Source organism: Nocardia sp. NPDC050793 (assembly GCF_040654065.1).
In the GTDB taxonomy this organism is placed as follows: Bacteria; Actinomycetota; Actinomycetes; order Mycobacteriales; family Mycobacteriaceae; genus Nocardia.
Genome location: NZ_JBFAHG010000001.1, coordinates 549689 through 574967 on the forward strand (window position 1 = coordinate 549689; position 25279 = coordinate 574967).

25 protein-coding genes are annotated in these 25279 nt (G+C 66.5%); 4 read left to right on the forward strand and 21 right to left on the reverse strand.

The window, feature by feature from the left end; translation table 11 throughout:
- Positions 1 to 352: 352 nt before the first annotated feature.
- Complete coding sequence (locus AB0H50_RS02465) at positions 353 to 1219, forward strand: arginine deiminase family protein (protein WP_357445505.1); 867 nt, start codon at positions 353 to 355, stop codon at positions 1217 to 1219.
- Here the strand turns inward: AB0H50_RS02465 and AB0H50_RS02470 are convergent.
- Positions 1216 to 2352 carry a hypothetical protein gene (locus AB0H50_RS02470; RefSeq protein ID WP_357445507.1) on the reverse strand — a complete coding sequence of 379 codons (1137 nt, stop codon included), beginning with the start codon at positions 2350 to 2352 and terminating at the stop codon, positions 1216 to 1218. The genes AB0H50_RS02465 and AB0H50_RS02470 overlap by 4 nt on opposite strands.
- 150 nt (positions 2353 to 2502) lie before the next feature.
- On the opposite strand from AB0H50_RS02470, the gene AB0H50_RS02475 reads away from it, so the two are divergent.
- Positions 2503 to 3351 (forward strand): TauD/TfdA family dioxygenase, encoded by an 849-nt coding sequence (locus AB0H50_RS02475; RefSeq protein WP_357445510.1) that lies wholly within the window; start codon positions 2503 to 2505, stop codon positions 3349 to 3351.
- 49 nt (positions 3352 to 3400) lie between these two features.
- On the opposite strand, the gene AB0H50_RS02480 is transcribed toward AB0H50_RS02475, so the two are convergent.
- The 7 genes from AB0H50_RS02480 to AB0H50_RS02510 all read right to left on the reverse strand — a co-directional run bounded on the left by AB0H50_RS02480 (position 3401) and on the right by AB0H50_RS02510 (position 9530).
- Positions 3401 to 3766, reverse strand: coding sequence for a GFA family protein (locus AB0H50_RS02480; RefSeq protein WP_357445512.1), 366 nt, complete (start codon positions 3764 to 3766; stop codon positions 3401 to 3403).
- A gap of 165 nt (positions 3767 to 3931) precedes the next feature.
- Positions 3932 to 4852 carry an amino acid--tRNA ligase-related protein gene (locus tag AB0H50_RS02485; RefSeq protein WP_357445515.1) on the reverse strand — a complete coding sequence of 307 codons (921 nt, stop codon included), beginning with the start codon at positions 4850 to 4852 and terminating at the stop codon, positions 3932 to 3934.
- Entirely contained in the window at positions 4849 to 5952 is a 1104-nt protein-coding gene (locus AB0H50_RS02490; RefSeq protein ID WP_357445518.1) for an inosamine-phosphate amidinotransferase 1, read from the reverse strand. The genes AB0H50_RS02485 and AB0H50_RS02490 overlap by 4 nt, the downstream gene beginning before the upstream one ends.
- A 50-nt stretch (positions 5953 to 6002) precedes the next feature.
- A complete protein-coding gene (locus AB0H50_RS02495) occupies positions 6003 to 7034 on the reverse strand; it encodes a fatty acid desaturase (RefSeq protein ID WP_357445521.1) in 1032 nt (343 codons plus the stop codon).
- Between the two features lie 169 nt (positions 7035 to 7203).
- A complete protein-coding gene (locus AB0H50_RS02500) occupies positions 7204 to 7365 on the reverse strand; it encodes a hypothetical protein (RefSeq protein ID WP_357445524.1) in 162 nt (53 codons plus the stop codon).
- 42 nt (positions 7366 to 7407) lie between these two features.
- Positions 7408 to 8232 (reverse strand): DUF3865 domain-containing protein, encoded by an 825-nt coding sequence (locus AB0H50_RS02505; RefSeq protein WP_357445527.1) that lies wholly within the window; start codon positions 8230 to 8232, stop codon positions 7408 to 7410.
- On the reverse strand, positions 8229 to 9530 hold the full coding sequence (locus tag AB0H50_RS02510) for a cupin domain-containing protein (protein WP_357445530.1): 1302 nt from the start codon (positions 9528 to 9530) through the stop codon (positions 8229 to 8231). The genes AB0H50_RS02505 and AB0H50_RS02510 overlap by 4 nt, the downstream gene beginning before the upstream one ends.
- A 330-nt stretch (positions 9531 to 9860) precedes the next feature.
- Here AB0H50_RS02510 and AB0H50_RS02515 point away from each other — a divergent pair, with 330 nt between their 5' ends.
- Both AB0H50_RS02515 and AB0H50_RS02520 read left to right on the forward strand, forming a co-directional pair.
- Complete coding sequence (locus AB0H50_RS02515; protein ID WP_357445533.1) at positions 9861 to 10838, forward strand: hypothetical protein; 978 nt, start codon at positions 9861 to 9863, stop codon at positions 10836 to 10838.
- A gap of 19 nt (positions 10839 to 10857) precedes the next feature.
- Positions 10858 to 11739, forward strand: coding sequence for a PfkB family carbohydrate kinase (locus AB0H50_RS02520; protein WP_357445536.1), 882 nt, complete (start codon positions 10858 to 10860; stop codon positions 11737 to 11739).
- On the opposite strand, the gene AB0H50_RS02525 is transcribed toward AB0H50_RS02520, so the two are convergent.
- The 13 genes from AB0H50_RS02525 to AB0H50_RS02585 all read right to left on the reverse strand — a co-directional run bounded on the left by AB0H50_RS02525 (position 11720) and on the right by AB0H50_RS02585 (position 25273).
- The gene (locus AB0H50_RS02525; protein ID WP_357445539.1) at positions 11720 to 12394 is read right to left on the reverse strand and encodes a nucleoside/nucleotide kinase family protein; all 675 of its coding nucleotides are present in this window, start codon (positions 12392 to 12394) and stop codon (positions 11720 to 11722) included. The two genes, AB0H50_RS02520 and AB0H50_RS02525, sit on opposite strands and share 20 nt — an antisense overlap.
- Before the next feature lie 225 nt (positions 12395 to 12619).
- Positions 12620 to 13054 (reverse strand): NUDIX domain-containing protein, encoded by a 435-nt coding sequence (locus tag AB0H50_RS02530; RefSeq protein ID WP_357445543.1) that lies wholly within the window; start codon positions 13052 to 13054, stop codon positions 12620 to 12622.
- A gap of 618 nt (positions 13055 to 13672) precedes the next feature.
- Entirely contained in the window at positions 13673 to 14200 is a 528-nt protein-coding gene (locus tag AB0H50_RS02535; RefSeq protein ID WP_357445546.1) for a hypothetical protein, read from the reverse strand.
- Positions 14201 to 14328: 128 nt separating this feature from the next.
- The gene (locus AB0H50_RS02540; protein ID WP_357445549.1) at positions 14329 to 14802 is read right to left on the reverse strand and encodes a hypothetical protein; all 474 of its coding nucleotides are present in this window, start codon (positions 14800 to 14802) and stop codon (positions 14329 to 14331) included.
- Between the two features lie 58 nt (positions 14803 to 14860).
- On the reverse strand, positions 14861 to 16450 hold the full coding sequence (locus AB0H50_RS02545; RefSeq protein ID WP_357445552.1) for an NAD(P)/FAD-dependent oxidoreductase: 1590 nt from the start codon (positions 16448 to 16450) through the stop codon (positions 14861 to 14863).
- Positions 16447 to 17106 (reverse strand): GNAT family N-acetyltransferase, encoded by a 660-nt coding sequence (locus tag AB0H50_RS02550; protein ID WP_357445555.1) that lies wholly within the window; start codon positions 17104 to 17106, stop codon positions 16447 to 16449. Before AB0H50_RS02550 ends, AB0H50_RS02545 begins: the two co-directional genes overlap by 4 nt.
- 73 nt (positions 17107 to 17179) lie before the next feature.
- Positions 17180 to 18043, reverse strand: coding sequence for an MBL fold metallo-hydrolase (locus tag AB0H50_RS02555; RefSeq protein ID WP_357445558.1), 864 nt, complete (start codon positions 18041 to 18043; stop codon positions 17180 to 17182).
- A gap of 203 nt (positions 18044 to 18246) precedes the next feature.
- Positions 18247 to 19191, reverse strand: a complete 945-nt coding sequence (locus tag AB0H50_RS02560; RefSeq protein WP_357445561.1) for a hypothetical protein — start codon at positions 19189 to 19191, stop codon at positions 18247 to 18249.
- Entirely contained in the window at positions 19188 to 20090 is a 903-nt protein-coding gene (locus AB0H50_RS02565) for a hypothetical protein (protein WP_357445564.1), read from the reverse strand. Before AB0H50_RS02565 ends, AB0H50_RS02560 begins: the two co-directional genes overlap by 4 nt.
- Positions 20087 to 20986, reverse strand: a complete 900-nt coding sequence (locus tag AB0H50_RS02570) for a DUF4913 domain-containing protein (RefSeq protein WP_357445568.1) — start codon at positions 20984 to 20986, stop codon at positions 20087 to 20089. The genes AB0H50_RS02565 and AB0H50_RS02570 overlap by 4 nt, the downstream gene beginning before the upstream one ends.
- Positions 20983 to 22854, reverse strand: a complete 1872-nt coding sequence (locus tag AB0H50_RS02575; RefSeq protein ID WP_357445571.1) for a TraM recognition domain-containing protein — start codon at positions 22852 to 22854, stop codon at positions 20983 to 20985. The genes AB0H50_RS02570 and AB0H50_RS02575 overlap by 4 nt, the downstream gene beginning before the upstream one ends.
- Positions 22855 to 22899: 45 nt before the next feature.
- Entirely contained in the window at positions 22900 to 24009 is a 1110-nt protein-coding gene (locus tag AB0H50_RS02580) for a hypothetical protein (RefSeq protein WP_357445574.1), read from the reverse strand.
- Positions 24010 to 24271: 262 nt separating this feature from the next.
- Positions 24272 to 25273, reverse strand: coding sequence for a hypothetical protein (locus AB0H50_RS02585; RefSeq protein ID WP_357445577.1), 1002 nt, complete (start codon positions 25271 to 25273; stop codon positions 24272 to 24274).
- Positions 25274 to 25279: the final 6 nt, after the last annotated feature.

The window sequence follows — 25279 nt, forward strand, 5'->3', positions numbered from 1 at the left end:
CCCTCACCTGCCAGCTGGCGGGATCAGCCACGGAATCTGCAGGACTGGGCCAAGATTGACCGATGGGGTATCAGCAACCCGGGAAAACAGGCCAACCCGGTGTCGAAGTGGGGATCATCCGCCCATCATGGTCGATGTGCACGATGAAAAGGCCATGAAGCATTGTGGATTCGGATGTACGCGAACCCCAGCTGAGCGACAAGCTCCAACCAGTGTCTACAGCAGCGCCGGGCAGGCCGCAGAGATAGCGCCTCGATCAGGTCACGCACAGGGTCGATTCGCTCGCGGTGCGGCGCATCAGACAAGGCGGCAACGATGTTGGTGACAGGAGGGATGTGTGAGACGGGTCGGGGTGGACAGCGAGTTCGGCCAGTTGCGATCAGTGGTGATGCGCCACGCCGGACCGGCCGCCCTGGACTTGTCGGGCTCACTGGATCCGGTGCTGACGCGGCAGCGTGAGACCAGTCGGTGGGCGCCGTACTCGGCGGAGCGAGTGCGCGCTCAGCAGCACCGTTTCATCAACCTGTTGCGCTGCCGGGGTGTAGAAATTGTGCTCGCGGACCAGGTGCCGGGATCCTATGGCCAGCACTACACCCGTGATCTCGGGTTCGTCATCGATAGCATTTTCATTGTGTCTCGGCTGAACTCGCGGCGGCGGCAGGGTGAGTTCGCTGGGGTGCGGCGTCTGTGCGAGCAGATCGACCATGTCGCCTACCTCGATGCCGGGACCATCGAGGGCGGCGATGTGATGCTGCACGACGGAATGGTGTTGGTTGGGCTGAGTGAGGAGACCTCGCCTGCCGGGGTTGACGCGCTGCGGTACCAGCTCGACCGACTCGGCGTCGAGCGGCAGGTCATACCGATCGAGTTCGTCTGCGGCGGCATCGTGCACCTGGACGACCACTTCAACATCGTCGCACCGGAGGTGGCGCTGGTACATCCGGCGGTGTTCGATGATCTACAGATGCGCTGGTTTGCTTCGCATTTCGACTTGATTCCGGTCACTGGCGAGGAAGCCTTGGCGGTGGAGGTGAACGCGTTGGCTCTCGCACCGGGGGTCGTGGTTGTTGCCGAGCGCAGCGAGCGAATCGCCACCGAGCTCGACGCGCGGGGGATCGAGGTGATCCTGGTCGACTATTCGGAGGTCACCAAGATCCCGGGATCGTTTCGCTGCTCGACACTGCCTTTGGTCCGCTCCAGTACCTCCCGCCGAGACTAGGACGCGGGCAGTAGTTCGAAGGCGGTCTCGGCGACCCGGGTGCCGTTGATCTGGATCTGCAACAGGCTGGGACCCGGGGCGAGCTTGCGGCTGGCCGTTGAGCGCAGCGGCTGCGATCGTGTCAGCGGACGGGATTCGCCGGGTGACAGGTCTGCGGTGGTCCACTTGAACACCGCCTCGCCGTGTCCGGAGCTGGCGCGCGGATACTGTACGACGCAGTCGATGATGACGCGCTCGGAGTTGGCCCCGGTCGCGTGGATGGTGCAGTCGAAGATCAACGCTTTCCCGATCGGGACCGCGTGGGAGTTCACGCGCAATCCGGTTACCTCGACGGCGGGTGTTGTTGACAGGCCGAGGAATTCGAAGGCTTCAGGGTGGCCCGTTTTCACCAGCGTCCGCAGCGATTGTTTGATGATGAAGTTCATTTCGCCTGGACGTTGCTCGTTCGAGATCTGCCATCGATCCAGCGTGGCCAGCGCGAGGCCGGGAGCGGTGCGGGTGATGTCGTTGAGATGGTTGGCCACCGATTGTGTGACGAAGCGCGAAGTGTCGGTGTAAAGGTTGTCCAGCACCGGAATTGCCGCTTCTACGGGCAACATGATGCGCGGCGACCAGGGCAGGATCGGACGCGTTCCTTCACTGGCCAGACGCCGGACGTGATAGTCGGGATCGCGGCTCCACTGCATGACGGCGTCCATCGCGGCGTCAGGGAAGGCGTTGAGGAAATAGCGCAGCGCGTCTTCGGCGGTGAAATGCTTTGTCGTCTCTTTCAACGCATTCAGCGATGATTCGAGATGTTCGGAGGTGCAGCCGTAGCGGGCGATGAAGTCCGAATAGGGGGCGTATGTGTAGAGGCCGAAGTCGCTGCCGGTGAAGGTGGCATCGTCGTGCGGGGGCAATGCGGCGAGAATTACTGCGGTCGCAGCCTCGACTTCGGCGGGCAGGTGGACTGCCAATGCGTCCGCGACACAGGCGATTCGGGCCTTGAGCTCTAGTCCAGGTAGCTGTGCCATGACGGCGGTGACGAAACCAATGGCGTTGAAGCCGGGTTCGACACGGGATAGGTCGGCAGCCAGCGACTCGACACGTGCCTGGTTCATGGCAGAGTCTTTCAGCGGTATCCCCTGACTCATGCCGGAATGATAGCCCACCTGCCCCGTCGGCCAGCGCATTCACATCGGCAGTCGCAGAATCGGTGAAACCTGGCGTGGCACAGCATGATTCTTCGCACCGCACACCCGAATCCGGCCTGGAATCCAGCGCTGTTTTGCTAGAATTCGGCGGTGAGTCGCTATCATCTCGACCCTCTGACACCGAAATTCGGTGCAAGCATTTTCGGCATAGACCTTTCCCTGCCAGTGGACGAGTCGGATGCCACTTCCCTCATCGAGGATCTGCTGAAATACCGGGTTCTGGTCGTGCGGGATCAAACCCTGTCGCATGAGGACCATCTCCGGGTGAGCAGGTTCTTCGGTAAGCCGGAGACTCATGTGCAGGATCAGTACACTGTGCCGGGCTTCCGCCAGATCGTGACGATCAGCAATATCCATCGCAACGGTGTGCCGATCGGCATGTACGACGGCGACAACGAGCAGGAGTGGCACACCGATCTGTCGTGGAAGGCTCAGATGAGCGCGGTGTCGCTGCTGTACTCGGTGATCGCGCCGGAGGTCGGTGGCGAAACGCGCTTCGCTGATACGATCGCGGCCTACGACGATCTGCCCGCCGGGCTGCGTGCCCGGATCGATGGGCTCGAGACGGTGCATTCGATGCTGCACCTTTTCGAGCGGCAGGCCGCGGACAATCCGGCGAAGGTGCCGCTCACAGAGGCTCAGCGCGCGCAGGTGCCGGATGTGGTGCATCCGCTGGTGCGGTTGCACCCTGAGACCGGGCGTCGCTCGCTGCTGCTGGGCGACATGATCATCCGGGGAATCGTCGGCGTCGACGAGACCGAGTCTGCGCAGCTGCTCGACCAGCTGCACACCCATGCCACCGCCAGTCGGTACGTGTACTCCCACCGGTGGGCGGTGGGTGATCTGGTCATCTGGGACAACCGGGCCACGATGCACACCGCCTCGCCGTGCGATCACACCCGCCATCAGCGTCTGCTCTATCGCACCACGGTCATGTGATCCGCGGTTGCCGCGCCGACGCAAGGCACTCGGCACGGCAATCGTGTGGTCATGAGCCAGCGTCGATGGTTTCGATGACCGGCAGCCACGGCACGGCATTGTCCTTGCAGGACTGGTGCACGGGGGTGAGCGCGCTGTGGTCGTCGAGGGACATCATCGTGATGCCCATCGCGGTGCCGCCGTCGTCGATCGCGGCGACGAGCGAACCGCAGGTGGGGCAGAACCCGCGCGCGGTGGTCGGGTAGGTGTTGTACCAGGTCGGTTCACCACCCTCGCCGGTCCATTCGAACTTCTCGAGCGGGAAGTCGACCCACGCGGTGACCGGCCCGCCAGCCAGCTTCTGGCAGTGCGGGCACGAGCACAGGTGCGGCCAGCCGGCCTGCGCGTCGGCACGGAACCGGATCCACCCGCACAAACAGCCACCCTCATACATCAACTCTTCCCCTTCTCTATCCAATTGCGTTGTGGCCACGGTGAATTGAAGCCCGGATATGTGTGTGGTCCGGGCGTCGGACCCGGCAAGCGTAGAGCAGCGAAGCCCGCCGGGCGGGGACTTGCGGGATGTGGCGCGGTGGTCGGGTCAAAAGCACGCAGATTGCTGGAATAGCGCGATGTCGCGGGCGCCGGTGGCGGCCATACAGAGCCGTTCGATGCCGATACCGAGTCCGACGCTGCGGGCGGGCACCGCGCCACCGAGTATCGCCTTCTGCACCAGGGCCTGCTCGTGGTTGTAGAGGCCGATCGCGCCAGCGCGGGCGATGAACGCCTCGGCGTCGGTCTCGTCCTCGTAGCCGTGGACGACCTCGATGCCGTCGATGAATACCTCGAACCGGTTGAGGATCGCGGCGGTGCCCTCGCGCAGCTTGGCGCATGGCTCGTTCCCGCCGAGGGGCATGTCGACCAGGAACGTCGCCGCGCCGATGCTTTGCGGTTCGAGTTCGACAGCGATGTAGGTGTCGAGCAGGTCGCGCAGGGGCGTGTCGGCCGGTCGGCCGAGGTGGTGGGCGAGCGCGCCGATGTGCGGCTCGAGGGTGTCGAAGGTCAGGTCGATCCTGAGGGTGGCGCCCAGGTGCTCGGCGACCGAGATCCGTCGGGTGGGGCCGGGGTAGGCCAGTTGAATCAGGTTCTCGGCGAGTTCATTCAGGGTGTCGAAGTCAGATTCGGCGGCGTAGAGGTCGAGCATGGTGAACTCGCTGCGGTGCGTGGCGTCGGCGGGATCGTGACGGAAGCAGGCGCCGATCTCGAACACGTTGGCTGCGTGCGCGAGCTGATAGCGCAGGGCGGGGCCGATCATGCTGCGCAGCCAGCCGTCGCGGCCGCCGACGGTGGCGGAGGCACGTTTTCCGGTGAGGTCGTCGGCCTGCCGGAAAGTTGGGGTGATGACCTCGGCGAAGCCCTTGCTGCGCAACAGGATTCGGATGTTGAACAACAGCTCGGATTTGATGTCGATGGCCTCGCGGGCACCGAGTTTCACGGCCGTCGCCGAGATGGTGGGGTTCATGCGAAGTAGTCCTCGCATCCTCCGGCACGCACGGTGTCGAGGGTGAAGCAGTGGAAGCCGCCGCCGAAGAGACGACGGTGACGGTGCTGGACCGGGATGACGGTCAGGCCCTTCTTTTCCAGGGTGCGCATCAGGTCCGGGCACAGCGAGTTCACCACGACTGTGTCTTCGTCGACCGAGAGCACGTTGATGTCGATGTAGCGGCTGGCCAGGTTGAATCCGAAGTCGCTGTAGTCGGGGAAGGCGTCTTCGTCCTGTTCGGGCGGGATGATGATGTCCCAGCGGTGCAGCGGTTCGGGCAAGGGGTCGAGGTAGTCCATCGAGCGCAGCATCAACAGGCCGGGGCGCAGGGGCACCACGATGCTGTCGATGTGGCTGTCGGCGATGGCGTCGAGCCGATGCCACCGCAGCTGAGGGAAGGCGCGCCGCAGCCAGGTCAAGCCCAGTTCGTGGTTGGTGTTGGCGACGTTGACCAGCACGTCACGGCCCAGGCGGATGCACTGGGCGCCGTCGAAGATCAGCTCGTGCCCCAGGCCGGGCAGCACACGGGTTTCGGTGTCGGCGGTGACTGCCGACAGGTCGAAGGGCTGGCCATCGAAAAAGCTCGGGTCCAGCGACTGGCGTGCCAGCGCGGGCCGCGGCATCGACATCCACGCCGATCCGGCGTTGAGGTATCGGTAGAAATGTGGCTTGAGGTAGTCGTTTTCGAAGATGCGGCCGCGGATGTGGGGTGCGGTCTCGACGATGGTGTCGCCGAGGATGATCGTCTGGTCGCGAACATTGAGCGGCGGGGTCTCCCGGGCATGCCACCATGGCGAGCAGATCATGGTCCGATCGGTGACCGGTTCGGGACGCAGCACCCGCACCCTGGCCTCGGTCAGTGCAGCGCACAGGCCTTCGACGTCTTCCTCGAGCTCGTCGACCAGCCGCGGCGGGATCGCCAGTTCCCTGCTGCCGCCGGCGACGAGAGGGGTGACGTTGTCGAGGTAGAACAGCCGAAAGCTGCTGTCGGTGTCGTGGGAGGTGTAGCCGTGGGGTTCGCCGACGATGACTTCGCGCAGCGTGGTCCATTCGTCAAAGCTGTTGATGGGCTGAGACATTGGGGTGGTTCCTGTTCGGTTGGATTCCGCGGGACCGCGAAAGAGGCGTGTCAGGTGTTGAGCTGGTGCTCGGTGAGCTGGAGATGCAGCCTGGTCACGATGTCGTCGAGCACCGAGGGGATGTGCGGGGTGGCGCGGCGGCGGAAGAAGAACCCGGAGCACCAGGGCACCTCGTCCCAGCGGGGATAGTGCTCGCGCAGGATCGCGGCGGCGTCAGGGAGCTGGCGCCAGCCGATGTTGGGGAACCAATGGTGGATCGGATGGAACATGTCATCGTTGTGGCCGCCGAGCAGGTGGCGGGTCACGGCATGCGAGCTCCAGCCCCGGGTCTGCGCGATCACGTCGGTGTTGTGGATCAGGCCGGCATGGTTGCCCAGATCGGTCAGCCACGTGACGATCGGGCGGACCACGATCAGCGGAAGCACCCAGTACAGCGCGAAGTCGCCACCGTGCCCGAGCGCGGTAGCCACACCAGCAACGCCGAGCCAGGCCGCCCACCGGGTGACCGCGGCCGTCCAGCTCTCGTCACCGGTTTTGCCTGCCAGGGTGAGCAATCCGTACTTGGGCAGCTGCCACAGCGAGTTGCGGATGATCACGTGGGTGACGAAGGCACGTTTGTCCGGCCACGGGGCGTGCGCGCGGCGGGAGATGTAGGAACGCAGCATCGGATCTTCGGGACTGCCCAGTTTGGCGTGGTGGATACGATGACCGCGCCGGTAGGGGGTGAACGGCTCCCCGAGCGCTAGGCAGTTGAGGTGTCCGAGGATGGTGTTCGCGCGGCGTGAGCGGGTGAGTTTGGTGTGGATCGCCTCGTGGGTCAGGTTCGACAGGTGCCGTTGCCGGATGCCGATGTAGACCATGCACAGCATGGTCAGGATCGGATGGCCGACGATGATCCCGACCGCGGCTGTCGCGGCGGCTGCCAGATAGTCCCGCGCCAGGTCGAGTGGGCCTTCGGCGCGCCCGCGCGTGCACAGCGCGTCCATGCGCGCGATCAACTCGGGGCCGAAGGTGCGCCGGACCGGGCCGGACGCTCCTGCCGACGGGCGCCGCTGGGTGGACTCGCGCGCCGCGATGGTCATGCTCAATCTCCACGCTGAGGGTCAGGGGCGAGGGGTCCGTGGCCCGCGGCGAGAACACGACCTGCGAGCGGGATACCTCAAGAAGGGCGGATGGGAGAGGTGGTGGCAGGGCCACGCGACCAGACACGGGCGTGCCGTCACGTGGCCCCGCACACGGGTGGTGCAGACCTCAGCAGGCGTCCGGGCGAACCCCGGCCTTGAGTCCAGCGTCCGGACGCACCCCGGCCTTGAGTCCAGCGTCCGGACGAACCCCGGCCTTGAGCGCGGCGTCCGGGCGAACCCCGGCCTTGAGCGCGTCGGGCCGGACACCGTTCTTGAGCATGGGCGACATGGTGTTCTCCTTCTTATCGGTGGGTTACTACAGGACCGGTGGTCAGGGGAGGGCGGCGACGCGGGCGGCCAGCTGCGACCACCAGAACGTCATGCCCTCGAGTATTTGGAGCCAGCCGTCGACGATCTGCGGCAGATCCAGGCCAAACAGCTGGTGCTCGCGGATGAACCGCGCGATGCCTTCGATGTGGGCGGCCTCGACGCTGAGCCCCTTCACGGCCGCGGCCTCGTGGTCTTCGTCCAAGTGCAGCGAGTAGTAGTAGTTCAGCTGCGGCAGTTCGGCGTCTTCGCCGAGGGCCAGATCGGCGTAGCGGTCGGTGATCTTGCGCAGCAGCACGGTTTCGTCGATGGCCACACCCTCGGTGGCGTAGTAGCCACCGCAGATGCGGCTCGTCGACGACCCGGTGACCAGCCAGTCGTGCAGTGACACCAACGTCACGGTCTCCGCGGCGGGGACGTGCCCATTGACAAGCAACCCGACATCGGACAGCAGTGCCCCGGAGTAGAGGGTGTAGTGCGCGGGCACCTTGCCTCGTTCTCCGCCCTCCTCGAGGTGGTTGCGGCGGAGCTCGTGCGCGAGCTCCATGCATCCGCCCTGCACTGTGTCGGCGGCGCGGCGCAGGAAGTCGGAGTTGTGGCGGGCGAACACGCTCAACTCCAGGATGTAGAGCGCCGCTTGCTCTTTCGACAACGTCGCTGGTGACACCTCTGCGGTGATCTGCTCGAACAGGGCGGCCACCATCGGCACCATGTGTTTGTCGACCAGGTCGTCACCGCTGACCGCGGGTTCGTTGAGCAGGACGCTGGTGATCGCGGCCTTCGTGTCGGGGTGTTCGTCGAGGTAGCGCTGGACTTTCGATGTGCTCATGCCGTCTTCCTGGCGTCGTCGTGGGTGAGGACCTGGATTCCGCCGGACGCGAGCAGCAGCGCCAACGTGTCCCCTCCGAGCTCGTCGGTGCGCACTGTTTGACCGTCGGCCAGCGCCGCCAGCGCGCGACCCCACGCCGGGGATTCCGGCAGGGTGAGGACCTGACCGCGGATCGTGACGGTGATGTGGAGGCTGTCATCGATGCCTGGATCGGCGTGCAGGGTGAACGGCGCTGCAACGCGCAGGTGAGTGCCGCCCGCGGCGAGGGCAGCGGCAGCCTCGCGGGCCGCGTCGCTGCGGGCGAGGTCGTGTTCGGTGAATTCCCAGCCGCCGTTGCTGAGCAGGGTGCGCCACCGCGCGCTGAGCAGCTCGCCGATCTTTGCCTCCAGCTGCATCGACACCGCGGTGAGCATGCTGGTGGCCGCAGTGGTCAGCGTGGCGACGACTGGGCCCGGCCCGGCGGTGAGGGAATGCATCGGCGAGGGCGTCGTGTCGGCGGCTGCGGCGGACTCGAGCAGTTCGGGCAGCACCGACAGCGCCAGCATCCGGGTGTCGGGGAAGGTGTAGAGCGGGACAGCTACCGAGGCCGAGAACTCGTCTTGGACGCCCACGTGGAATACGCGCCGGGGCAGGAACAGCACATCCCCAGGTTCGAGGTCGAAGCGCTCGCCACGCTCGAGCAGTGCGGTGTAGTCGCCGAAGGTCGGGGCGTCGCTGCCGGTCAGCTCTCGGTAGAGCTGACCGGACCAGCAGTAGAAGTGCTTGGTGCCTGGGCCGAGGTGCACCAGGAAGGCGTCCTCGTAGCCCTCGTGTACACCGAACGCCGTGCCGCTGTAGTTCCCTACGAAGGCGACCTGTTCGGCACCGCCGATGGGTACACCCCACCCAGCGAACGCCGAGCCGACCAGCTCACCCAGTACTGCCGACAACTTCGACGAGGTGGTCTCGAGGTTGTTGATCACCAGCGAAAACCGTTCGGCCCCGGTGAGTTGCTGCATCCAGCCCACGAAGTCCGTGTCGGGTGCCCACGGCGCCGACAGCACGCTGTCGATCGCCTCGTCGCGGCGGTCCTCACCGACGTAGACGCGGGTGCGGGCGCTGCTGTGCTCGCCGGCGGCAGTGGCGCTGCGCAGCCTGCGCAGGCCGTCGAGGACATCGTTCGGACCGAGCCGATCGGCTGGCACGATGCCTTTGAAAAGGAACGGTGCGACCGCACCTGCGGTCTTCTCCTGGAATTGCGTCGACCAGAATTCTGGCGAGGGCGGCCAGGTGATCACGGGGTCCGCAGCGGTGGTCATGACGTCGGTCCCGTCTCCGGTGAGGATATGCAGGTGTTCAAGGTCTCTCCTCTCCTGCTGCCCAGCCCGCGGGATCGGCAATCGAGACATGCGGGTGCGGACTGCGACAGACGAACGTCTTCGATGCCCCGCCGCATTCGGGCACGCGCCCGGGCGGCGTACGAGAAGTGTTCGCGCTCAACGTGTCTAGTCGCGTCGCCGTGCCGGTCCGATCTCGCCCACTCTGGTCTTATCTCGTCCACTGGACTCGGGATTGTCGCTAAGATCGGGCGCTAGCTCGACAGCTCGACATCTGAGAAAAGGGGACTCTGGTTGGGGACCGTGCTCAAGATGCTTCTGGCCGAACGGCATCTGGCGAGTCATCAGGATTTCTGCGCGGCATACAAGCAATGTGCCGCTCAGCTCGGTGCTCCTCACGCGAAGGACGACCCGCCATCGAAAGCCCAGTTCTACAACTGGATGTCGGGGGAAAAGATGGTGGGCCTTCCGCACAACCACCACCGCCGGGTCCTGGCACACATGTTTCCTGGCTGGTCGGTCAAGGCGCTGTTCTCACTCGCGAACGCGCCGGGCGTGGCATCGCAGGCACCAGACGAACCGGCAGTCATCGATCAGTGCCTGGCGGCGTTCTTCGGAAGCGAAATGATCGATCGCGGCGCCACGTTGGTCGTGCCAACCTTCGAGCTGGCCACACGCTCGGTTGAAGTGCTGGAAGCGGCGGGCATCCCACGCCAACACATCTTCAGCAAACGGGCGAGCGTGTTCAACGCTCAGCACCGCATCGACGTTCCGACCGCGCTGGCGGAGAACGACGTCCGCGGGATGCTGTATGTGATGTCGATGATGCAGCGGCACGACGGGATGACAGTCGAGATCCAAAGCGACCGCGAGGTGGTGCTGGCCTGCGACCGCCCCTACATCAGCTTCGGGCTCTCCAGCAACGACTGCACCCACATGTACCTCGAAAGCACCAACACTCCGCTGTTCACCATCCAGGACACCGCACCCTCCCACGGCCCGTACCTGGAACACCTGGTGCTCGCCGACGGCCACCGCTACAGCTCCGACGACAGCCGCAACATCGGCATCATCGCCCGGGTGCGTCCGTCGGCGGATCTGCACCCAGACAGGTACTGGATACTCTGTGCCGGCCTGGGATCGCGTGGCACGACCGGCGCCAGCTGGTATCTGGCCAAGCACTGGCGCACATTGCAAGAACGCGCGATCGATCGAGAGTTCGTGGCCGTCATAAGCGTGCGCACCTACTCCGACCAGACCGCCTACCTCGAACACCTGCTGATCAATTGACACGAAGGAGAGACATCCGGTGACCGCAGCACTGTTCGTCGGTCTGGCCACCCTCGACATCGCCTACGCCGTCGACCACTATCCCGGCGAGGACACCAAAACCCAAGCCCAAGACCAGTTCCTGGGCGCCGGTGGACCAGCCGCCAACGCTGCTGTCGCCTACGCGATCGTCTCCGGCCAGGAGCCGACGCTGATCACCGCCCTTGGCCGTCACCAGCTCGCCGACCTCGTACGCAATGACCTGACCAGCCACCGCGTCACCGTCGTCGACGCAACACCCGACAGCGTCGACCGACCGCCGGTGTCCTCCATCGTGGTCGCGATGGAAGCGCAGTCCCGCACCGTCGTCGGGCTCGACGCCGCCCGGATCCACGCCCCATTCACTACCGAGTTCACACAGTACGTCGACCAGGCGTCTGTGGTGCTCGTCGACGGCCACCATCCCGATCTCGCGATCGGAGTCGCACGTCACGCCACCAAGATCGGGGTGCCGGTCGTCCTCGACGCAGGACGATGGAAGCCGGTCCATGACCAGCTCCTACCTCTTGTCGATGTCGCGATCTGCTCGTCCGCCTTCGCACCGCCCGGCTTCGACGGTGACAGTGCAGCGCTGCTGGATCACCTGCGAGCGACCGGACCGAAGCATGCGGCCGTGACACGCGGACCGGAACCGATTCTGTACACCGCAGACGGCCGACACGGCGCCATCGACGTCACCCCGGTCACCCGCGCCGATACCCTCGGCGCCGGCGATATCCTCCATGGCGCGTTCTGCGACGACTACGGCCACAGCCGTGACTTCGTCGGTGCCCTCACACGCGGCTCCGCGGTTGCCACGCTGTCGTGCCAATCTTTCGGCACCCGCCGCTGGGCCGAGAGCGTCAGCGAACTTCGCAGATGAGGTAGCTCCCGGACGTTCCGCGCAGCACGACACCGGCGCGGTCGCGAGTGTGCGCAATCAACCGGGCGTTGGGCATATCGCTGTCGGCGATCTTGGATTGCGCCTGCTCGGCGGTCTTGCCTCCGAGCAGATGCCGATCGGTCAGCCGCTGCTCGATCACGCCCTCCTCGGCATCGAGGTACCACACCTCATCCAGATGGCTGCGGACCTCTGCCCATCCAGGATCGTCGAGTAGCAGGTAGTTCCCCTCAACCACCGCAATCTGCTCATCGGCGAAAGTGATTGCGTCCGGGACCGGATCATGCAGTTCGCGGTCATAGATCGGCCAGCCCACACGCGCGCCGAGCGGGGCTTCGCGCAGCAACTTCAGCCGGGTGAGGAACCCGCCCACATCGAAGGTGTCGGGCTGCCCCTTGCGGTGCCGTGCGCCGACAGCGTCCAACTCGGCCGAAGTCTTGTGAAACCCGTCCATCGGAGCGATCTCCGCTCCAATCCCGCATGCGGTGGTAATGGACGCAGCCAGATTCTGCGACAGCGTCGACTTGCCCGCCGCCGGTGGACCGGCGATGCCCAAGACGTAGCGGCGCTCACCGGGGACGCGCGCCGACACCCACACCGCGAGCTCGGTCACGGAGACTTCGCTACCTGCACGCATCACGGAATCCTTTGCACGTGAGTCGAATCAGTGGTGCGACCACGGTACCAACCGCGCGCCTCGCACCCGCTTTCCGCAAAATGGCGTTCACAGGGGGTGGTCGGTGCCGAGGGCGAGCGCTAGGTGGGAGCGAACCGTCGCAGCGGTGAACGTGGTGTCGCGGCTGTGCTGGTTGTCCCCGTTCACGGGGCTCTCTCCCAACTGGAATCGGTGGCTTGGTCTGGCTCAGTCGGCGAGGCGGCCGAGCAGAGCGCCCTGTCCCGATTGCAGGACGTGGGCGGCTGCGAGCGGAATCCAGAAGCATTCGAACCGTGTCGGCTTCGCCCGACCGTCGTGGTCTTCCTGGCTCGCCCACCGGTCCGGCGCGTCCTGGCACAACTCCAGCTCGAAGAAGTGCCGGTGCTGGATCTCGAATCGATAGGGGCTGATGTCGTACTCGGCTTCTCCGAGTTTGCCTACGATCTTGAAGTCCAACATCCCGGTCTCCTCCCGCGCTTCGCGCAGCGCCGCATCCTCGGGTGTTTCCCCGGCGCGAATGCTGCCGGCGGGCACCTGGATACCGACTTCCTCCAAGGAGTAGTCGGTGTGCCGGAACACCAGTAGCTTGCCGTCGCGAACGACGTAGACCAGGACCTTCTCCTTGACGACCTTCTCGGGCATCAGGCGCAATCCTTTCTGCGGATCATGAGATCACGATGGCGCGGAATGAACGAGCGGCCAGACCGAGCGCAGCCCCCGGATGGCACGTACGGCCGACTCCAGCCAGGCAGTCTTGTAGCGGACCCAATATGTTCACCCTGGCGCCAGGGTACCGGCGCTATCGTCAAATAGACTGCGTTCCAGATGTTTTCGCAATGGCGACGATACTGGTCGGTGTGTTACGGGCTCTGCCTGGGCTGTCGTAGGACCACGACGTCGCTGCTCGGTGTCGAGTCAACCTGTTTTCGGAGCGCACACCATTCCAGGGCGGGCGTCGGTTGGACTTGCTGGGCACAGCGCGATCAGTCTGTCGTGTGCTGACAGCATTCGGTAGGCGATCTCGACACATCCAGGCTCCGAGCTGGTGGCCGCGCAGGGGTTGTGCCAGTTCCGCATGCAGCACTATGACGACGTCGTTGATGGGTGTTGCGTCGAACTGGTCTTGCGTTTGAACCAGTCACCCTGGTGAAGTCGTCGTTGGGCCACGTCGCGCGGACCGCTTCGACGCGGTCGACGGTCTTCTTGGGCGTCGTGGTGTCCCCCTTCGTAGTCAGATTGTCGGGTCGTGGTGCAGCGCGGTCAGGGCTTCGAGGCTTCCTTGATCCAGAGCACCGCGTCCGGGTCGGCGAACGCTATCGCCGAGTCGGTGCGGGTGAGCCGGGTTCTCCCCGAGACCATTTCGAATCCGGCGTCGTAGAGCGCCGGCACGACCTCGGCCGCAACGCGCTCGGCGGCGGCCGCGCGCCCGGGAGTTCCGGGTTCGCCGTAGTCGTCGAGGTTGTTCGAGTCGTGCCGGATCGTGAGCCCGCGCCTCGGTTTGCTGACGGTGTGCACCCAAACTTGCTCCGTGTCGTCGGAGGTGAGGACGGCGACCCCGGCGTCGGCAAGGATCTGGTTGACCTTGTCCTTGCGGTCGATCAGCGACAGCACCGACAGCACGGTAGGTCGGGAAAACATGGGCACCCGGCGTGCAACTTCGTTGCGGGTGACGCCGCGCTGCAGCGCATATGCCATCACCTCCACCAGCTCAGCATCGGCGAATTGCCACTGCTCCACGGCGACGTCGAGGTGTTCCAATACCTTGTCGCGGTCGTTGTCGGTCACCATGTCGGCCAGGCTATCGGCAAAAAGTTTGACCGGTCAAGAGTTTGACCGGTTCGAGTCAGGGCTTCTTGGAGGTTCGATGCGGCACTGATGCAAGGTCGCAATTCCCTTGTATGGTGTCGCCGATGGGGTTAGTCGTGGCTGCCGAAGGGCTTGGTCCACCTGGCCATTTGGTCGGCGGTGAGGGTGATATCGCGGTCAGCGATCCGGTCCAATGCGGTGCGGGCGCTTTCGAGTGCGGTGTAGGCGCTGGCCTGCGCCAGGAATCCTTGGCAGTCGGTGACAGGGACCAGGCCGCAGCTGCGCCAGTGTTGGGTCAACCGTTCGGTGGCCACTCGTCCGGCGTGGGTGTTCGGGTCGATGTCGTCGGGTATGGGCCGGGCCAGGACAAGACCATCGTGGGAGGACAGCATCCGGTCGGAGACTTCGCTGAGCATCCAGGCGCCGAGCTGGTGGCCGCGCACCGGCAGCGCGAGCTGGGCATCGAGGACAACGACGACGTCATTGATCAAGGTGGCATCGAACTGCTCTTGCACCGCCTCATCGAGCCACAACCCGTCGAACAGCGGAGCAAACTCGACGGCGGCTTGGGAGTAGGAGTCCAAGATGTGTCCAAATCGTCGCGGTCAATGCCGAACACCGCCACCGCGGGGGTTGGGTGGGTCAGCACGCCGTTCGTCGGTGAACGGAGGGGTTTTCGGGTTGTCGTGCTGGAGTGGGGTTCGGGGTGGTCGCGGTTGTGCGGGTGCTGTGTGCGGTGAAGGTTCGCGCGGGAGCATGACGGCGCAGTAGCCGCTTGTAGCGGCGGGTGCTGGCGGGCCAGGGGTTGGTGATGCGGCCGGTGGGGTGTTTGAACCAGCTCGGGGTCACGGCGGGCCAGACGGTGTGGGCGAGCGCGTCGTCGAGCCAGCGTTGGTGTGCTCGCATCGCCTCGTGGCTGACTTCGATTGCGGCAGTGCCGATCTGGTCGCGCCAGCGTAGGCAGTCGATGATGTAGTCGATTTGGTGTTGTTTCATGGCCGGGTTGCTGCCCGCGGGGTTGAACGAGTTGGGTCCGGCGATCAGGAAGGCGTTGGGGTAGCCGGGCACGGCCAGGCCGAAGAATGCGCGGGCCCCGTTGCGCCACTGCTGGTGCAGCGAGATTTCTCCTCGCCCGCGGACATCGATGGGGAGGAGGAACTCGCTGGCTTTGAATCCGGTGGCGTAGATGATCGCGTCGGCGGGATGGGTTGTGCTGCCAGCGGTCTGGATGCCGTTGGGGTTGATGCCGGTGATGGGTTCGGTGACCAGTTCGACGTTCGGTCTGGTCAGTGACCGGTAGTAGTGGTTGTCGAAGATGATGCGTTTGCCGCCGAGGGGATAGTGCGGGGTGAGCTTGGCTCGCAGCACCGGGTCGCTGACCTGGTGTTGGAGGTAGCGGCGGGCGGCCCATTCGGTGGGTCGGGCCGACCAGCCGCGGCGCATGATCGGCGCCAGCACGGCGTCGGCACCCACGCCGAGACTGTGCCGGTAGAAGTGGTGTGCTCCCGGCAGCCGCAACATCGTCCGGGTGATCGGGCCGAATCCGGTGGCGGGCTTGGGCAGCACCCAGTGCGGTGTGCGCTGAAATACCCGCACGTGGCGGGCGAGCTGGGTCAGGTGCGGCAGGATTTGGGCGGCGCTGGCGCCGGTGCCGACAACCGCGATGTCCTTATCGCACAAGTCGACGTCATGGTCCCAGCGCGCGGTGTGAAAAACCGGTCCGGTGAAGGTGTCACGGCCAGGGATCTCGGGCAGGTGAGGGCGGTGCAGTTGGCCGACGGCGAAGACGACGGCCTCTGCCAGTACACGCTCGCCGTCGCCGGTGATCAGTTCCCAGCATGCTTGGTCGTCGAGGTAGGTGGCTTGGGTGATCGCGGCGCCCAGACGCAGGTGCCGTCCCAGGTCGTGGTTGGCGACGACGCTACGCAGGTAGGCCAGGATCTGCGGTTGGCTCGGATACCGGATGCGGGTGTCGCGGTAGGGCTGGGCGGATAACGAGTACAGGTGGGCTGGGACATCGCAGTGGCAGCCGGGATAGGTGTTGTCGCGCCACACCCCGCCGACGTCGCTGGCGTGGTCGAAGATCGCAAAACGGTGGATTCCCGACCGCTGGAGCGCGACACCCATTCCCAGTCCACCGAACCCGACCCCCACGACCGCCACCTGCAACGCCGAGTCCTCAGCGGTCGAGGTCCCGGCGGACCGACGCGGCTGCACCGGTAGAGCGCTCATTGCCTCACCGCCCGGTGAAACAGGGTCTCGCTCGGTAGGGGCGCCACGACGGCGGGCAGGTCTGCCCAGGAGCGCAGGTCCACAGGCAGGCCGGGTGCGCACAGGTTCATCCCGCATCGGCGATAGAACGCCGCGACACCTGCGGCGTAGGTGGGGAACTGGCCGTAGGTGATTCGGGCACTGCTGTTTTCGGCGATGGTGAGCGCTTCGTTCAGTAGCGCCCGTCCGATGCCGCGACCACGGTATGCGGGTAGCACTGCCAGGGCATGGACTTTGATCGTCCTCAGCGCCGCCTGCACGACAGCGGCTTGTCCCAGTACGGCCAGCTGCGAGACCAGGTGAATCGATGGTCCGGCCGCCAAGCCGCCCACCGCACGCCCCTCAGCGAGGGCGACCAGCGCCATCGTTCGTGCGGCCAGCACCGTCGATACCCCACCGGCGGCGCTGACCTCGGCGCGCGCTGATCTCGTGTAGTCGCGCGACAAGCCGGTCGACAACACCTTGTCGTCGTGGGCTTGCAGCAGGTTTCGTGCCGCACGGCGGGCGTGGGGCACCCCGCAGAGCCGATGCCATCGCTGGAACTCGCGCAGTTCGACTCTGTAACGGGCGGTTCGGACCTCAACGGTCACGCCGCCGGAATTGGGCGAGGGTGTCATTGTGCCTCCTGGAGTAAAGGGGAAGGGTTCGGCGGTGGCTGGCATGTCCGCCGAGTTCGGTTGATATGCAGGCTTATTCGGGCTGCCATATGTGTTGTCCGTCGTCGTTGGTGGTGACGCGGCCGATTTGGATGTCGGCGAAATGCCCGCCGAAGCCGCGGGTGTCGGGTCGGGCGAGTTCGTCGATCAGTCGCATCGCGGTCGCGCGGGACAGCGCGGGTTGGTCGTCGGTGACGGTGGTCAGGTGCGGGTGGGCAATTTGGGCGGGGGTGGTGAGCGCGTCGCCGAAGGCGATCAGCCGCTGCCCGCCGGATTCGATGAGGTAGCCGGTGTGGCCGAGGCTGTGGCCGGGGGTGGCCATCGCGGTGACGCCCGGGAAGATGTCCTCTCCGGCGCCGATGGTGCGGACTTGGTGGGCGAAGATGTCGAGGACTTCTCGGGGTGTGCCGTCGACCGCGGCGAGTTCGGGGTGGTCCCATTCGGTGCGTCCGACCACCACCGAGGCGTCGGCGAATGGGCGGTGGGTGTGGCCGGGCGCGTGGGCCCATAGCCAGCCGATGTGGTCCATGTGCAGGTGAGTGATAGCGATGAGTTCGATGTCGGCGGGGTTCTTGCCCGCGGCGGCGAAGCTGTCGAGCAGCTGCCCGCCCCGCAACAGCCCGACCGCCGTCGGGACCGCCAGCGGGCCGAAGCCCGCGTCGATCAGCATCGCCCGTCCACGGTGTTCGACCAGCAGCGCGCCGACGCTGGCCACGAGGTAGCCGTCCCCATCGATCAGATCGGAATGTTCGGTCCATACCTTCTCGTCGCTGTCGGGCAACCAGGCGTCGGGTTCGAGCAGGGCAACGCCGTCGGGTAGGTAGGTGATGGTGTGCTCGCCGAGCTGGTGGCTGTGCACGGCGGCGGGGCGAGCGCTGCGGTCGAGGCTGAGGGTCATGGCGGGGACTCCTGTTCGTGCGGGGCGGGTGTGCCGCCGTCGTCGGCGGCGGGGGCGGGTCGGCGGTCGGCGAGTGTCGCGGCGGGGCGGTGGTCTGGTCACTCGCGGGGCGGGTCGGTGGATAGGTGGGGGAATTGGATCGCGAGGCATTGGTCGTGTTTCCGAGTGGTTGGTTCGGGCAAGCCAGGTCGCCGCCGCTGGGGTTAGGGATCGGGTCCGGCGTCGCGATATGCCTCGGTGCTGTTCGGCTCTTCGCCGTCGAGGTTTGGGTCGGTGTCCAGGTCGGAAGCGAGATGGTCTGGCATGGCGGCGGCGATCGCGGCCTCGGTCGCGTCACCGGACTCGGCGTGGTTCACGGCTACCGCCTCGCCGAGGGCGGCGCGGGCGCGTGCTCTCAGCTCTGCTGGTTTGGGCAGGTAGGCGTCGATGAGATCCGGGATGGAGGTTGTTACGGTCGTGCGGGCGTCGCGGCGCAGGCTCGACAGTGAGCGCCGAACACTCGCGGCGATTTCTGGGTTTGTGTGGCTGCGCCATTCGGCGTTGAGCTCGTCGAGTCCATAGAGCAGGTACTGCTCGGTGCGCTGCTCCACCTGATCGGTGAGGGTGAACGCGCGGGTGCGTTCGCGCTCGTTCATCCCGATCGCTGCTGCGGTGTGCACCGCACGCGTCCACAGCGCCTCCATGGTGCGGCGCAGTTGTTGGGCGGCAGCGGGTTCGGGCTCGCTGGTGAATCCCTGGGCGGTAAGCAGGTGTTCGCGGGCGGCGGTGAGTGCGGCCATGTCGACCAGCTGGCGAATATCCGCTGTGACCCGTTTGACCGTCCGACGGCCTGTCTGCTGGCGCGGCGGGGTCCGCAGCAGCTGCTCGTCGGTCCAGGCGCGCCCGGTTTGCCCGGCTTGGCGTGCCTGCTCGACCCAGGTCGGTGGGAGACCTTGGTTGCGGGCTGCGATTTCGGTGAGTTCCCGGTCCCGGTCTAGGTTTCCGAGCTGGGTGAGGGCTCGGGCATGATCGGCGGCGCTGCTGGTAGTGGTGTTCATGGTGTGGCGCAGTCGCGCGCCTTCGGCGGCGAGGTGGTGGATCGTGCGCAGCAGCGCGGCCTGCTCGCGCGGGAGATCCCCGACGCGCGTATCGGTGTTCGGGGCGCTCATCGCTCCACCCCCTCGGCCGTTGGCAGGATCGTGATCTCGGTCCAGGGATCGGCGCCGTCGGGATCGCTGAAGACCGGTGGCGCGGAGGCGGATTCGAGGTCGGCCTCGGGGCTGTAGGTCAGGTTCGCGGCGTCGACGGCGGCCTCGATCTGCTCGGCCGCGCTGCGCGCGGACTGGAACAGCGGTTGCGGTGGTTGCACAGCGCCCGCGACGCGAGCCCGCAGATTCTCGAGCCGAGGGAGTGCTGCGGCGGTGTCGATCGGTATTCCGGCCTCGGCCAGCGCGGTGGCCTGCTGGGTGTAGCTGCCGGTGTCGGTGCGCATGGCGTGCTGCCAGCGTTGAGCGATGCCCTCGGCGGAAAGGCCGTCGAGCATCGTCACCGAACCCTGCACCCAGTCCTGGGTAGTGCCCCACAGCTGGCGGCCTTGGCCAGCGGTGAGGCCGAACAGGTTCGCCACCCCGGTGATCCGGGTGTTCAGCGCACGCAGGTTGGCCTCGAGCCCGGCGCCGTCCGCAGCGCCAGGCCCGGGGTGGGCGGCATCGAGTGCGGTCCATTCGCGTAGCCGCTTTACGTCGCGGTCGAGGCTGTCGAGTATCTGGTCCCACGCGATTGGTTCCGGGGCCCGCAGATACAGGTCCGGGTGCCAGGTGATGCTCCGCTCGCCTCGCTCACGGACGTGGTCGATCCACGCCCGCGGGACGGCGGCGGCCAGCGCGGCCTCGGTCAAGGCCTCGCGGGTGACGGCGTGGTGGTGGAACTCGGCATACCACGCCGGTGGTGGGCGTTGACCGGTCCGTTGCTGGTGTTCGGTGGCGGTGGCGTTCAGGCCGTTCAGGTGCACTGACTGGTTCTGCACGGTTTCGAGCACCTTGACCTGTGCTGGTGTCGGTTCCTTCATGACCGGCCTGCTGCCGGGTCGCTGCCGAGTGCGCGGAAGTCGGGCCCGAATCCGAGCCGGTCGATCGGGGTTGTGGCTCCTGGTGGGCCGAACCAGTTCTCTGGGATCGGTGCTGCGGGTAGTCCGGGTGTGGGGTTGTGCTGGTCGGGGGTGCAGCGGTGCAGCGGTCCGTTGGCGGCATCGAGGATGGTGCGCATGTGTGGGTCGATGTGGCGGGTGAACAGGCTGCTCATCGCCATTTTGTCCTCGGCGCGCAGCGCCGCTTCGAACACCGCGTGCAACCCGGCCAAACGTACAGCGACCCCGTGGTGGCCCCACCACTGCCGACACCAGGTGTATTGGCCCTCACGGTTGCTGGCTGCGATCCGCACCGAGGTGACCGGCAGCAGCCACTCCTGCACGAACTGGCTGAAATGAGAGAACCGCGGCGGCGGCTTCTTCTCCTTCTGCTCGCCGCTGGGGCTGCTGCTGGTGTCGTTCTTGGCTTTCGCGAGTTTGCCCCAGCTGGCCGGGACCGGGGTGAACGGCAGCGAGGGTGTGGCCACATGGGTGGCGCGGGTGCAGCGGTGTAGTGGTCCGTTGGCGGCGTCGCCGATGACCTTGAAGTGGGCATCGACGTGGGAGAGCAGATACGAGCTGAACGCGTTGCCGGTTTGGGCGCGGCGTTGGGCTTCGAAGGCGGCGTGTAGGTGGGCCATCCGGACCGCGACCGCGCGGTGGGCCCACCACTGCGAACACCAGGTGTAGGTGTTTTCGCGGTTGGCTTCGGCCAGGCGGACGCTGATGACCGGCAGCAGCCATCCTTCGACGAAGTCGGTGAAATGGGTGAACTGCGGCGGCTTGGGCGGCTTCGGCTTCTTCGCGCCCGCCGCGGCGGGCGGGGTTGGGCTGGTCATGGCTGTTCGCCCGCCGTGGGATCGCTGCTGCCGCTGGGCAGGGCGATCGGTTGGGCGGCTTTGTCGAAGCGCGCCAAGGACTTGAGGATCAGGGGTGCGTATTCGGTGTCTTGCCACCAGATCTTGCGCACCACCACCGGCCCGTGATTCGGCAGCCGCACCAGGGCACGGTCTTTCGGGAGCGCGGCGAGCAGAGAGACATCCAGGATCGGCTCGACGCGCCAGGACAGGCTCCGTTGCACGCCTTGAGCGCCGTGGCTGCGGGAGCGCTCGGCCACATCGTGCGGGCCGGTCATCGCCGCCCAATGCTCGAGATAATCCGTCGCGGCGATCCCACCGCCGTAGACCTCGATCGACTGAGCGCGCATCGTCTTCAAACCGCTGGCACCCCAGAGATCTTCGCCTTGTTCGAGGACCTGAAGGATGGTCATCAGGATGATTCCGCAGCCCCCCGCGTAGGTGTAGTAGCTGGGCAACTCGGCTATGCGGGCGCAGTTGGCGGCCTCATCGAGCACCCCCAGCAGCGGCACCGCCAACCGGCCATCGGGGCGGGCGCGGGCGGTCTCGAGTCCGGCCTCCAGGATTTGGCCGACCAGCGCCGAGGTCAGCGGTGTCGCACCATCGGGTCCGGCCATCGACAGCGCATACAGGGTGTCGGTGGAAGTGACGAACTGTCTCGGGATGAACTCCGGCAAGCTATGGGTCGGGTCCTGTGCGGTCTTGACCACGACGAGGCGGGTCTTGCCCGCAGCGTCCTTGTCGGGTTTTTCCTGCACTTGCAGTTTCTGCCGCTGAGGTGGGGTGACCAGCTGGGCGTAGCCCTCGTCGGTGAGCACGTTGAGGTAGCGGCGCGCCATGTCGTAGAGGCCGTCGCGTTGGCGGGCGTAGAGGGCCTGGGATTCGAGGATGCGTTCGGCCGACCGCGAGTGGCCGTAGCTGCGCAGGATCAGGGCTGGGGTTTGGTCCTGGTCGCGGCCCAGCCACTCGGCCACGTGCAGCAGATCCCCCTCGGCGCGGGCGGCGGCGAACATGTACAGCGCCAAAAGTTCTTGCGCGCCACCATCGAAATAGCTGTCCACCTTGGCATTTGCCGCTTGGGACGCCGAGCCGGACGCGGCGGAGACGAAGAACCCGGCCAGCTTGCGGGCAGCGGGCAGGCTGCTGACCTGAGCCAGCAGGTTCACCCAGAACCCGCACTCCACTCCCCCAGTGACCGCTTGCAGATCGCACAGCCAGACCCGGCCGCGCTGCTCGCGCCCGAACGCGGTGTGCCGGTACAGGTCCGGCTTGTTGCTGGTGGCCAGACACGGCCCCCACGCCGCCAGCACCGCCGGAATGGCCCAGGCCATGGTCTTGCCGGTCCGGGTGCCCGCAGCGATCGTCACACCCAGCTCGGTGGGCACGAACAACTCCACCCCACCGATCACCGTCCTACCCAACGGTGGACCTTTCATCGCCTGTATCGCTGGGCTGGCATCGCGCAGCAGCCGCTGGTTGGCGGCGGCGTTGTCGCGGGCGCGAGCCATCCGGATCCGGCCGGGGCGTTGCATGGTGCGTGCGGCCGCGTCGAGTTCACTACCGGCCGACAGCGCCCGCCACCCGGCCACCGCCACCGCGGCTGCGGCGAGGAGGAAAGCGACCAGCAGCACGCTGGATTGCCAGGGCCAGCGCTGCTGCCCGGAGACCACGGCCAGCAGTGCGCGCACCGGGTGGGCGATGACCGGTTGCCCGGCCCACCAGCTGCCCACGCTCAGTGCCGCCCACGCCATCAGCGCGACGACGATCACCGCGAGCGCCAGCAGAAGCAGGGTGGTTTCCTCACCGAGGCCGCCTTTGGTGCGGCGGCGGGTTTCCCGGGTCGAGATCATGAACAGAACTCCTTCGTCATGGGTTGCTGTGCTGTGGGGGTGTTTTCACGAAGCGAGGTCGACGCCGAGGTGGGTCTGTGTCGCCTCGGCGGGGACGTCGTGGGTCGGTTCGCCGCTCCAGTCGGCGACCGATCCGGCAGGCATCGCGGCCTCGATCGCGGCCTCGATCTCAGACCCGTCTGGGAGTGGATCTGTGTGGGCCGCCTGCCCGTCGCGGTCGGGCAGCTGGGGGCCGGGCTGTTGGTGCCAGTAGTGGCCGTCGCGTCCGGCGAGGTAGGCCGCGTCGATGTCGGCCATCGGCACCCCGGCGTCGGCTGCGTTGATTCGGGCGGTGCGCGCGGCATCCAGTAGCGATTCCAGGCGCGCGATCTGGGCTTGATCGTGTTCGGGTGAGCCGTCCCAGGTTTCGGCCAGCCGCGCGTGCTCGGCGGTGTAGTCCTGCAACGCGCGCAGCGCGGTGAGCTGGCGGGTCTCGCGCTCGGATTCCTCGCTGGCGCCGGTGTCGGGCACCGGTGCCGCACGCAGCTGTTCGGGCAGCAAGTCGGTGTGCTCGTGTTCGCCGCGGTCGAGGTCGCCGGCCTGTTCTTCGACCGCCAGCAGGCGATCGGTTTCGGCGATGACCGCGTCGACATCGGTCAGGTCCAGCTCGGGTCCGCGCCCGCCGAGGGCGCGGTCGAAGGCGGTTGCGCGGTGTGCCTCACGGTCGAGGGAGCGCTGCGGTGGTTGCCAGCGAGCACCGTCTTGGTCCGAGCCGGTGACGGTGGTTTCGAGGTGGCCGGTGAGTTCGGCGGCCTGGCGCAGGTTGCGCCACACCATCTCATCGACGGGTAAATCACCGGCTGCTCTGGCTTGATCGAGGCGGGCGAAGAGTTGACGGGTGGTTTCGGGGCGCAGTTCCCACCCGGCGACCGCGGCCTGCATCTGCCCCCACAGCGTGCGAGCCTCGATCGATTCGTGGCGGCCGTGCTTGGCGGCCAGCTCGTCGGCGCGGGCGGTGAGTTCGCGCTGCTGTTCGGGAGTCTCGCTGTGTGGGGCGATCAGCCGTAGCTGGTAGTAGAGCGAGAAATCGGCGCGACTCTCGGCTTCGAGGCTGCTGGCGGTGTCGCGCCAGTAGGCGGGGTCGGTGGGTCCGCGGGGCGGATCGGGCCAGCTCATGCCCGAGCCCCCGGCTCAATGTTCACCGATGAGTGGGACAGGTGTGGTGATGCGGTGGTGGTGGTGGACATCGACGACCTCCGGGGAATGGAAGGCGTAGCGCCAGGCGACCGCCATGTGGTGGTGCGAGGCAGGAATGTCCCGGCAGTGATGGTTCGACGTCACGGTCTGTTGGCCCGTAACCGGATGTCGACGAAACACGCGGTAGCGGAGATGGTTTCGATTCAGTGATGCATGGGGTGCTCCTTCCGAATTTCGGGGGTCACATCTCGGTGCCGAAATCGGTTGCCCGGTAGGGCTCGTAGGGGTCGGCGGGATGGTCGAGCTGCCCGGCCCCGATGGTGTCGCCGTCGGGCAGTGCCGCATCGGCGCCGCTATCGGGCAGCGCGGCCTCGATCGCGGTGGTGATGGCGGTGTGGTCGGCGGTGAGGTCGTCGACCTCGGCGCTGTCGGACAAGGCGGCGTCGATGAAGCGCGCGCGCAGCGAGGCGCTGGCGGCGTTGATCATCTGCTGCGGCGTCGGCGGTAAAGCGTGCGCGCCAGCGGTGGGGGTGTCGGTAGCGGAGTCGGCGGGAAGGTAGGGCGGGATCGCCAGGTCCGGGCTGGCGATGGCGTAGGAGTTCCATTCGGCGACCACACTGAGCTCGTTGTGGGTTTCGATAAACACTGCATGCGCGCGGCGCGCACCCTCGGCACTGGCGCCCCACAGGGTTTCGGCTTCTGCCGGGGTGATCTCGGCGGCGTGGGCCAGGGCGGTGACGCGCTGGTGGCGCAGCTGCATGTTGTCGGCAAAGCGTTGTTCGGCGATCGGGTTGGCGCCGAAGCTCCACCGGCCGGTGGCGATGCGGTCGGAGCGTGCGGCGGCCAGGCTGGCCATGCGTTCGAGGTGCCACAGGTCCAGTCCGAGCATGTCGACATACATCTCCTGGGCGGCGTTGTCGCGCGCAGGTGCGTGCCGTGTGGCGGACCGGGTGGGTGGTGGAGGGGCGTCGCGGCCGCCGAGTTCCCGCATGTCTTCGATCCAGCTGGGATCCAGCCCCGCCGACAGCGCGGTCTGTTCGACCTGCTCGCGCTCGGCTTCCAGGCTGTCCAGATGTGCGAGGTAGGCCGCACGGTGCTCGACGTTGCGGTCGGGGTTTTCGGTGATTTCGTAGCCGGCATCGCGGACGCGGGTGTGTTCGGCGGCCAGCGTTCGGATCCGTAGCAGCAGCTGGGCTTGCCAGCCGACCACGGTGTCCGGCGGTGAGGAGTCAGGGGCGCTCATCGCCGT

Excerpts from the sequence above, each read along its gene's own strand:
- AB0H50_RS02470 (WP_357445507.1), bottom strand. The coding sequence starts at position 2,352 with ATGAGTCAGGGGATACCGCTGAAAGACTCTGCCATGAACCAGGCACGT.
- AB0H50_RS02485 (WP_357445515.1), bottom strand. The coding sequence starts at position 4,852 with ATGAACCCCACCATCTCGGCGACGGCCGTGAAACTCGGTGCCCGCGAG.
- AB0H50_RS02490 (WP_357445518.1), bottom strand. The coding sequence starts at position 5,952 with ATGTCTCAGCCCATCAACAGCTTTGACGAATGGACCACGCTGCGCGAA.
- AB0H50_RS02495 (WP_357445521.1), bottom strand. The coding sequence starts at position 7,034 with ATGACCATCGCGGCGCGCGAGTCCACCCAGCGGCGCCCGTCGGCAGGA.
- AB0H50_RS02500 (WP_357445524.1), bottom strand. The coding sequence starts at position 7,365 with ATGTCGCCCATGCTCAAGAACGGTGTCCGGCCCGACGCGCTCAAGGCC.
- AB0H50_RS02505 (WP_357445527.1), bottom strand. The coding sequence starts at position 8,232 with ATGAGCACATCGAAAGTCCAGCGCTACCTCGACGAACACCCCGACACG.
- AB0H50_RS02510 (WP_357445530.1), bottom strand. The coding sequence starts at position 9,530 with ATGACCACCGCTGCGGACCCCGTGATCACCTGGCCGCCCTCGCCAGAA.
- AB0H50_RS02515 (WP_357445533.1), top strand. The coding sequence starts at position 9,861 with ATGCTTCTGGCCGAACGGCATCTGGCGAGTCATCAGGATTTCTGCGCG.
- AB0H50_RS02525 (WP_357445539.1), bottom strand. The coding sequence starts at position 12,394 with ATGCGTGCAGGTAGCGAAGTCTCCGTGACCGAGCTCGCGGTGTGGGTG.
- AB0H50_RS02530 (WP_357445543.1), bottom strand. The coding sequence starts at position 13,054 with ATGCCCGAGAAGGTCGTCAAGGAGAAGGTCCTGGTCTACGTCGTTCGC.
- AB0H50_RS02535 (WP_357445546.1), bottom strand. The coding sequence starts at position 14,200 with ATGGTGACCGACAACGACCGCGACAAGGTATTGGAACACCTCGACGTC.
- AB0H50_RS02545 (WP_357445552.1), bottom strand. The coding sequence starts at position 16,450 with ATGAGCGCTCTACCGGTGCAGCCGCGTCGGTCCGCCGGGACCTCGACC.
- AB0H50_RS02550 (WP_357445555.1), bottom strand. The coding sequence starts at position 17,106 with ATGACACCCTCGCCCAATTCCGGCGGCGTGACCGTTGAGGTCCGAACC.
- AB0H50_RS02555 (WP_357445558.1), bottom strand. The coding sequence starts at position 18,043 with ATGACCCTCAGCCTCGACCGCAGCGCTCGCCCCGCCGCCGTGCACAGC.
- AB0H50_RS02560 (WP_357445561.1), bottom strand. The coding sequence starts at position 19,191 with ATGAGCGCCCCGAACACCGATACGCGCGTCGGGGATCTCCCGCGCGAG.
- AB0H50_RS02565 (WP_357445564.1), bottom strand. The coding sequence starts at position 20,090 with ATGAAGGAACCGACACCAGCACAGGTCAAGGTGCTCGAAACCGTGCAG.
- AB0H50_RS02570 (WP_357445568.1), bottom strand. The coding sequence starts at position 20,986 with ATGACCAGCCCAACCCCGCCCGCCGCGGCGGGCGCGAAGAAGCCGAAG.
- AB0H50_RS02575 (WP_357445571.1), bottom strand. The coding sequence starts at position 22,854 with ATGATCTCGACCCGGGAAACCCGCCGCCGCACCAAAGGCGGCCTCGGT.
- AB0H50_RS02580 (WP_357445574.1), bottom strand. The coding sequence starts at position 24,009 with ATGAGCTGGCCCGATCCGCCCCGCGGACCCACCGACCCCGCCTACTGG.
- AB0H50_RS02585 (WP_357445577.1), bottom strand. The coding sequence starts at position 25,273 with ATGAGCGCCCCTGACTCCTCACCGCCGGACACCGTGGTCGGCTGGCAA.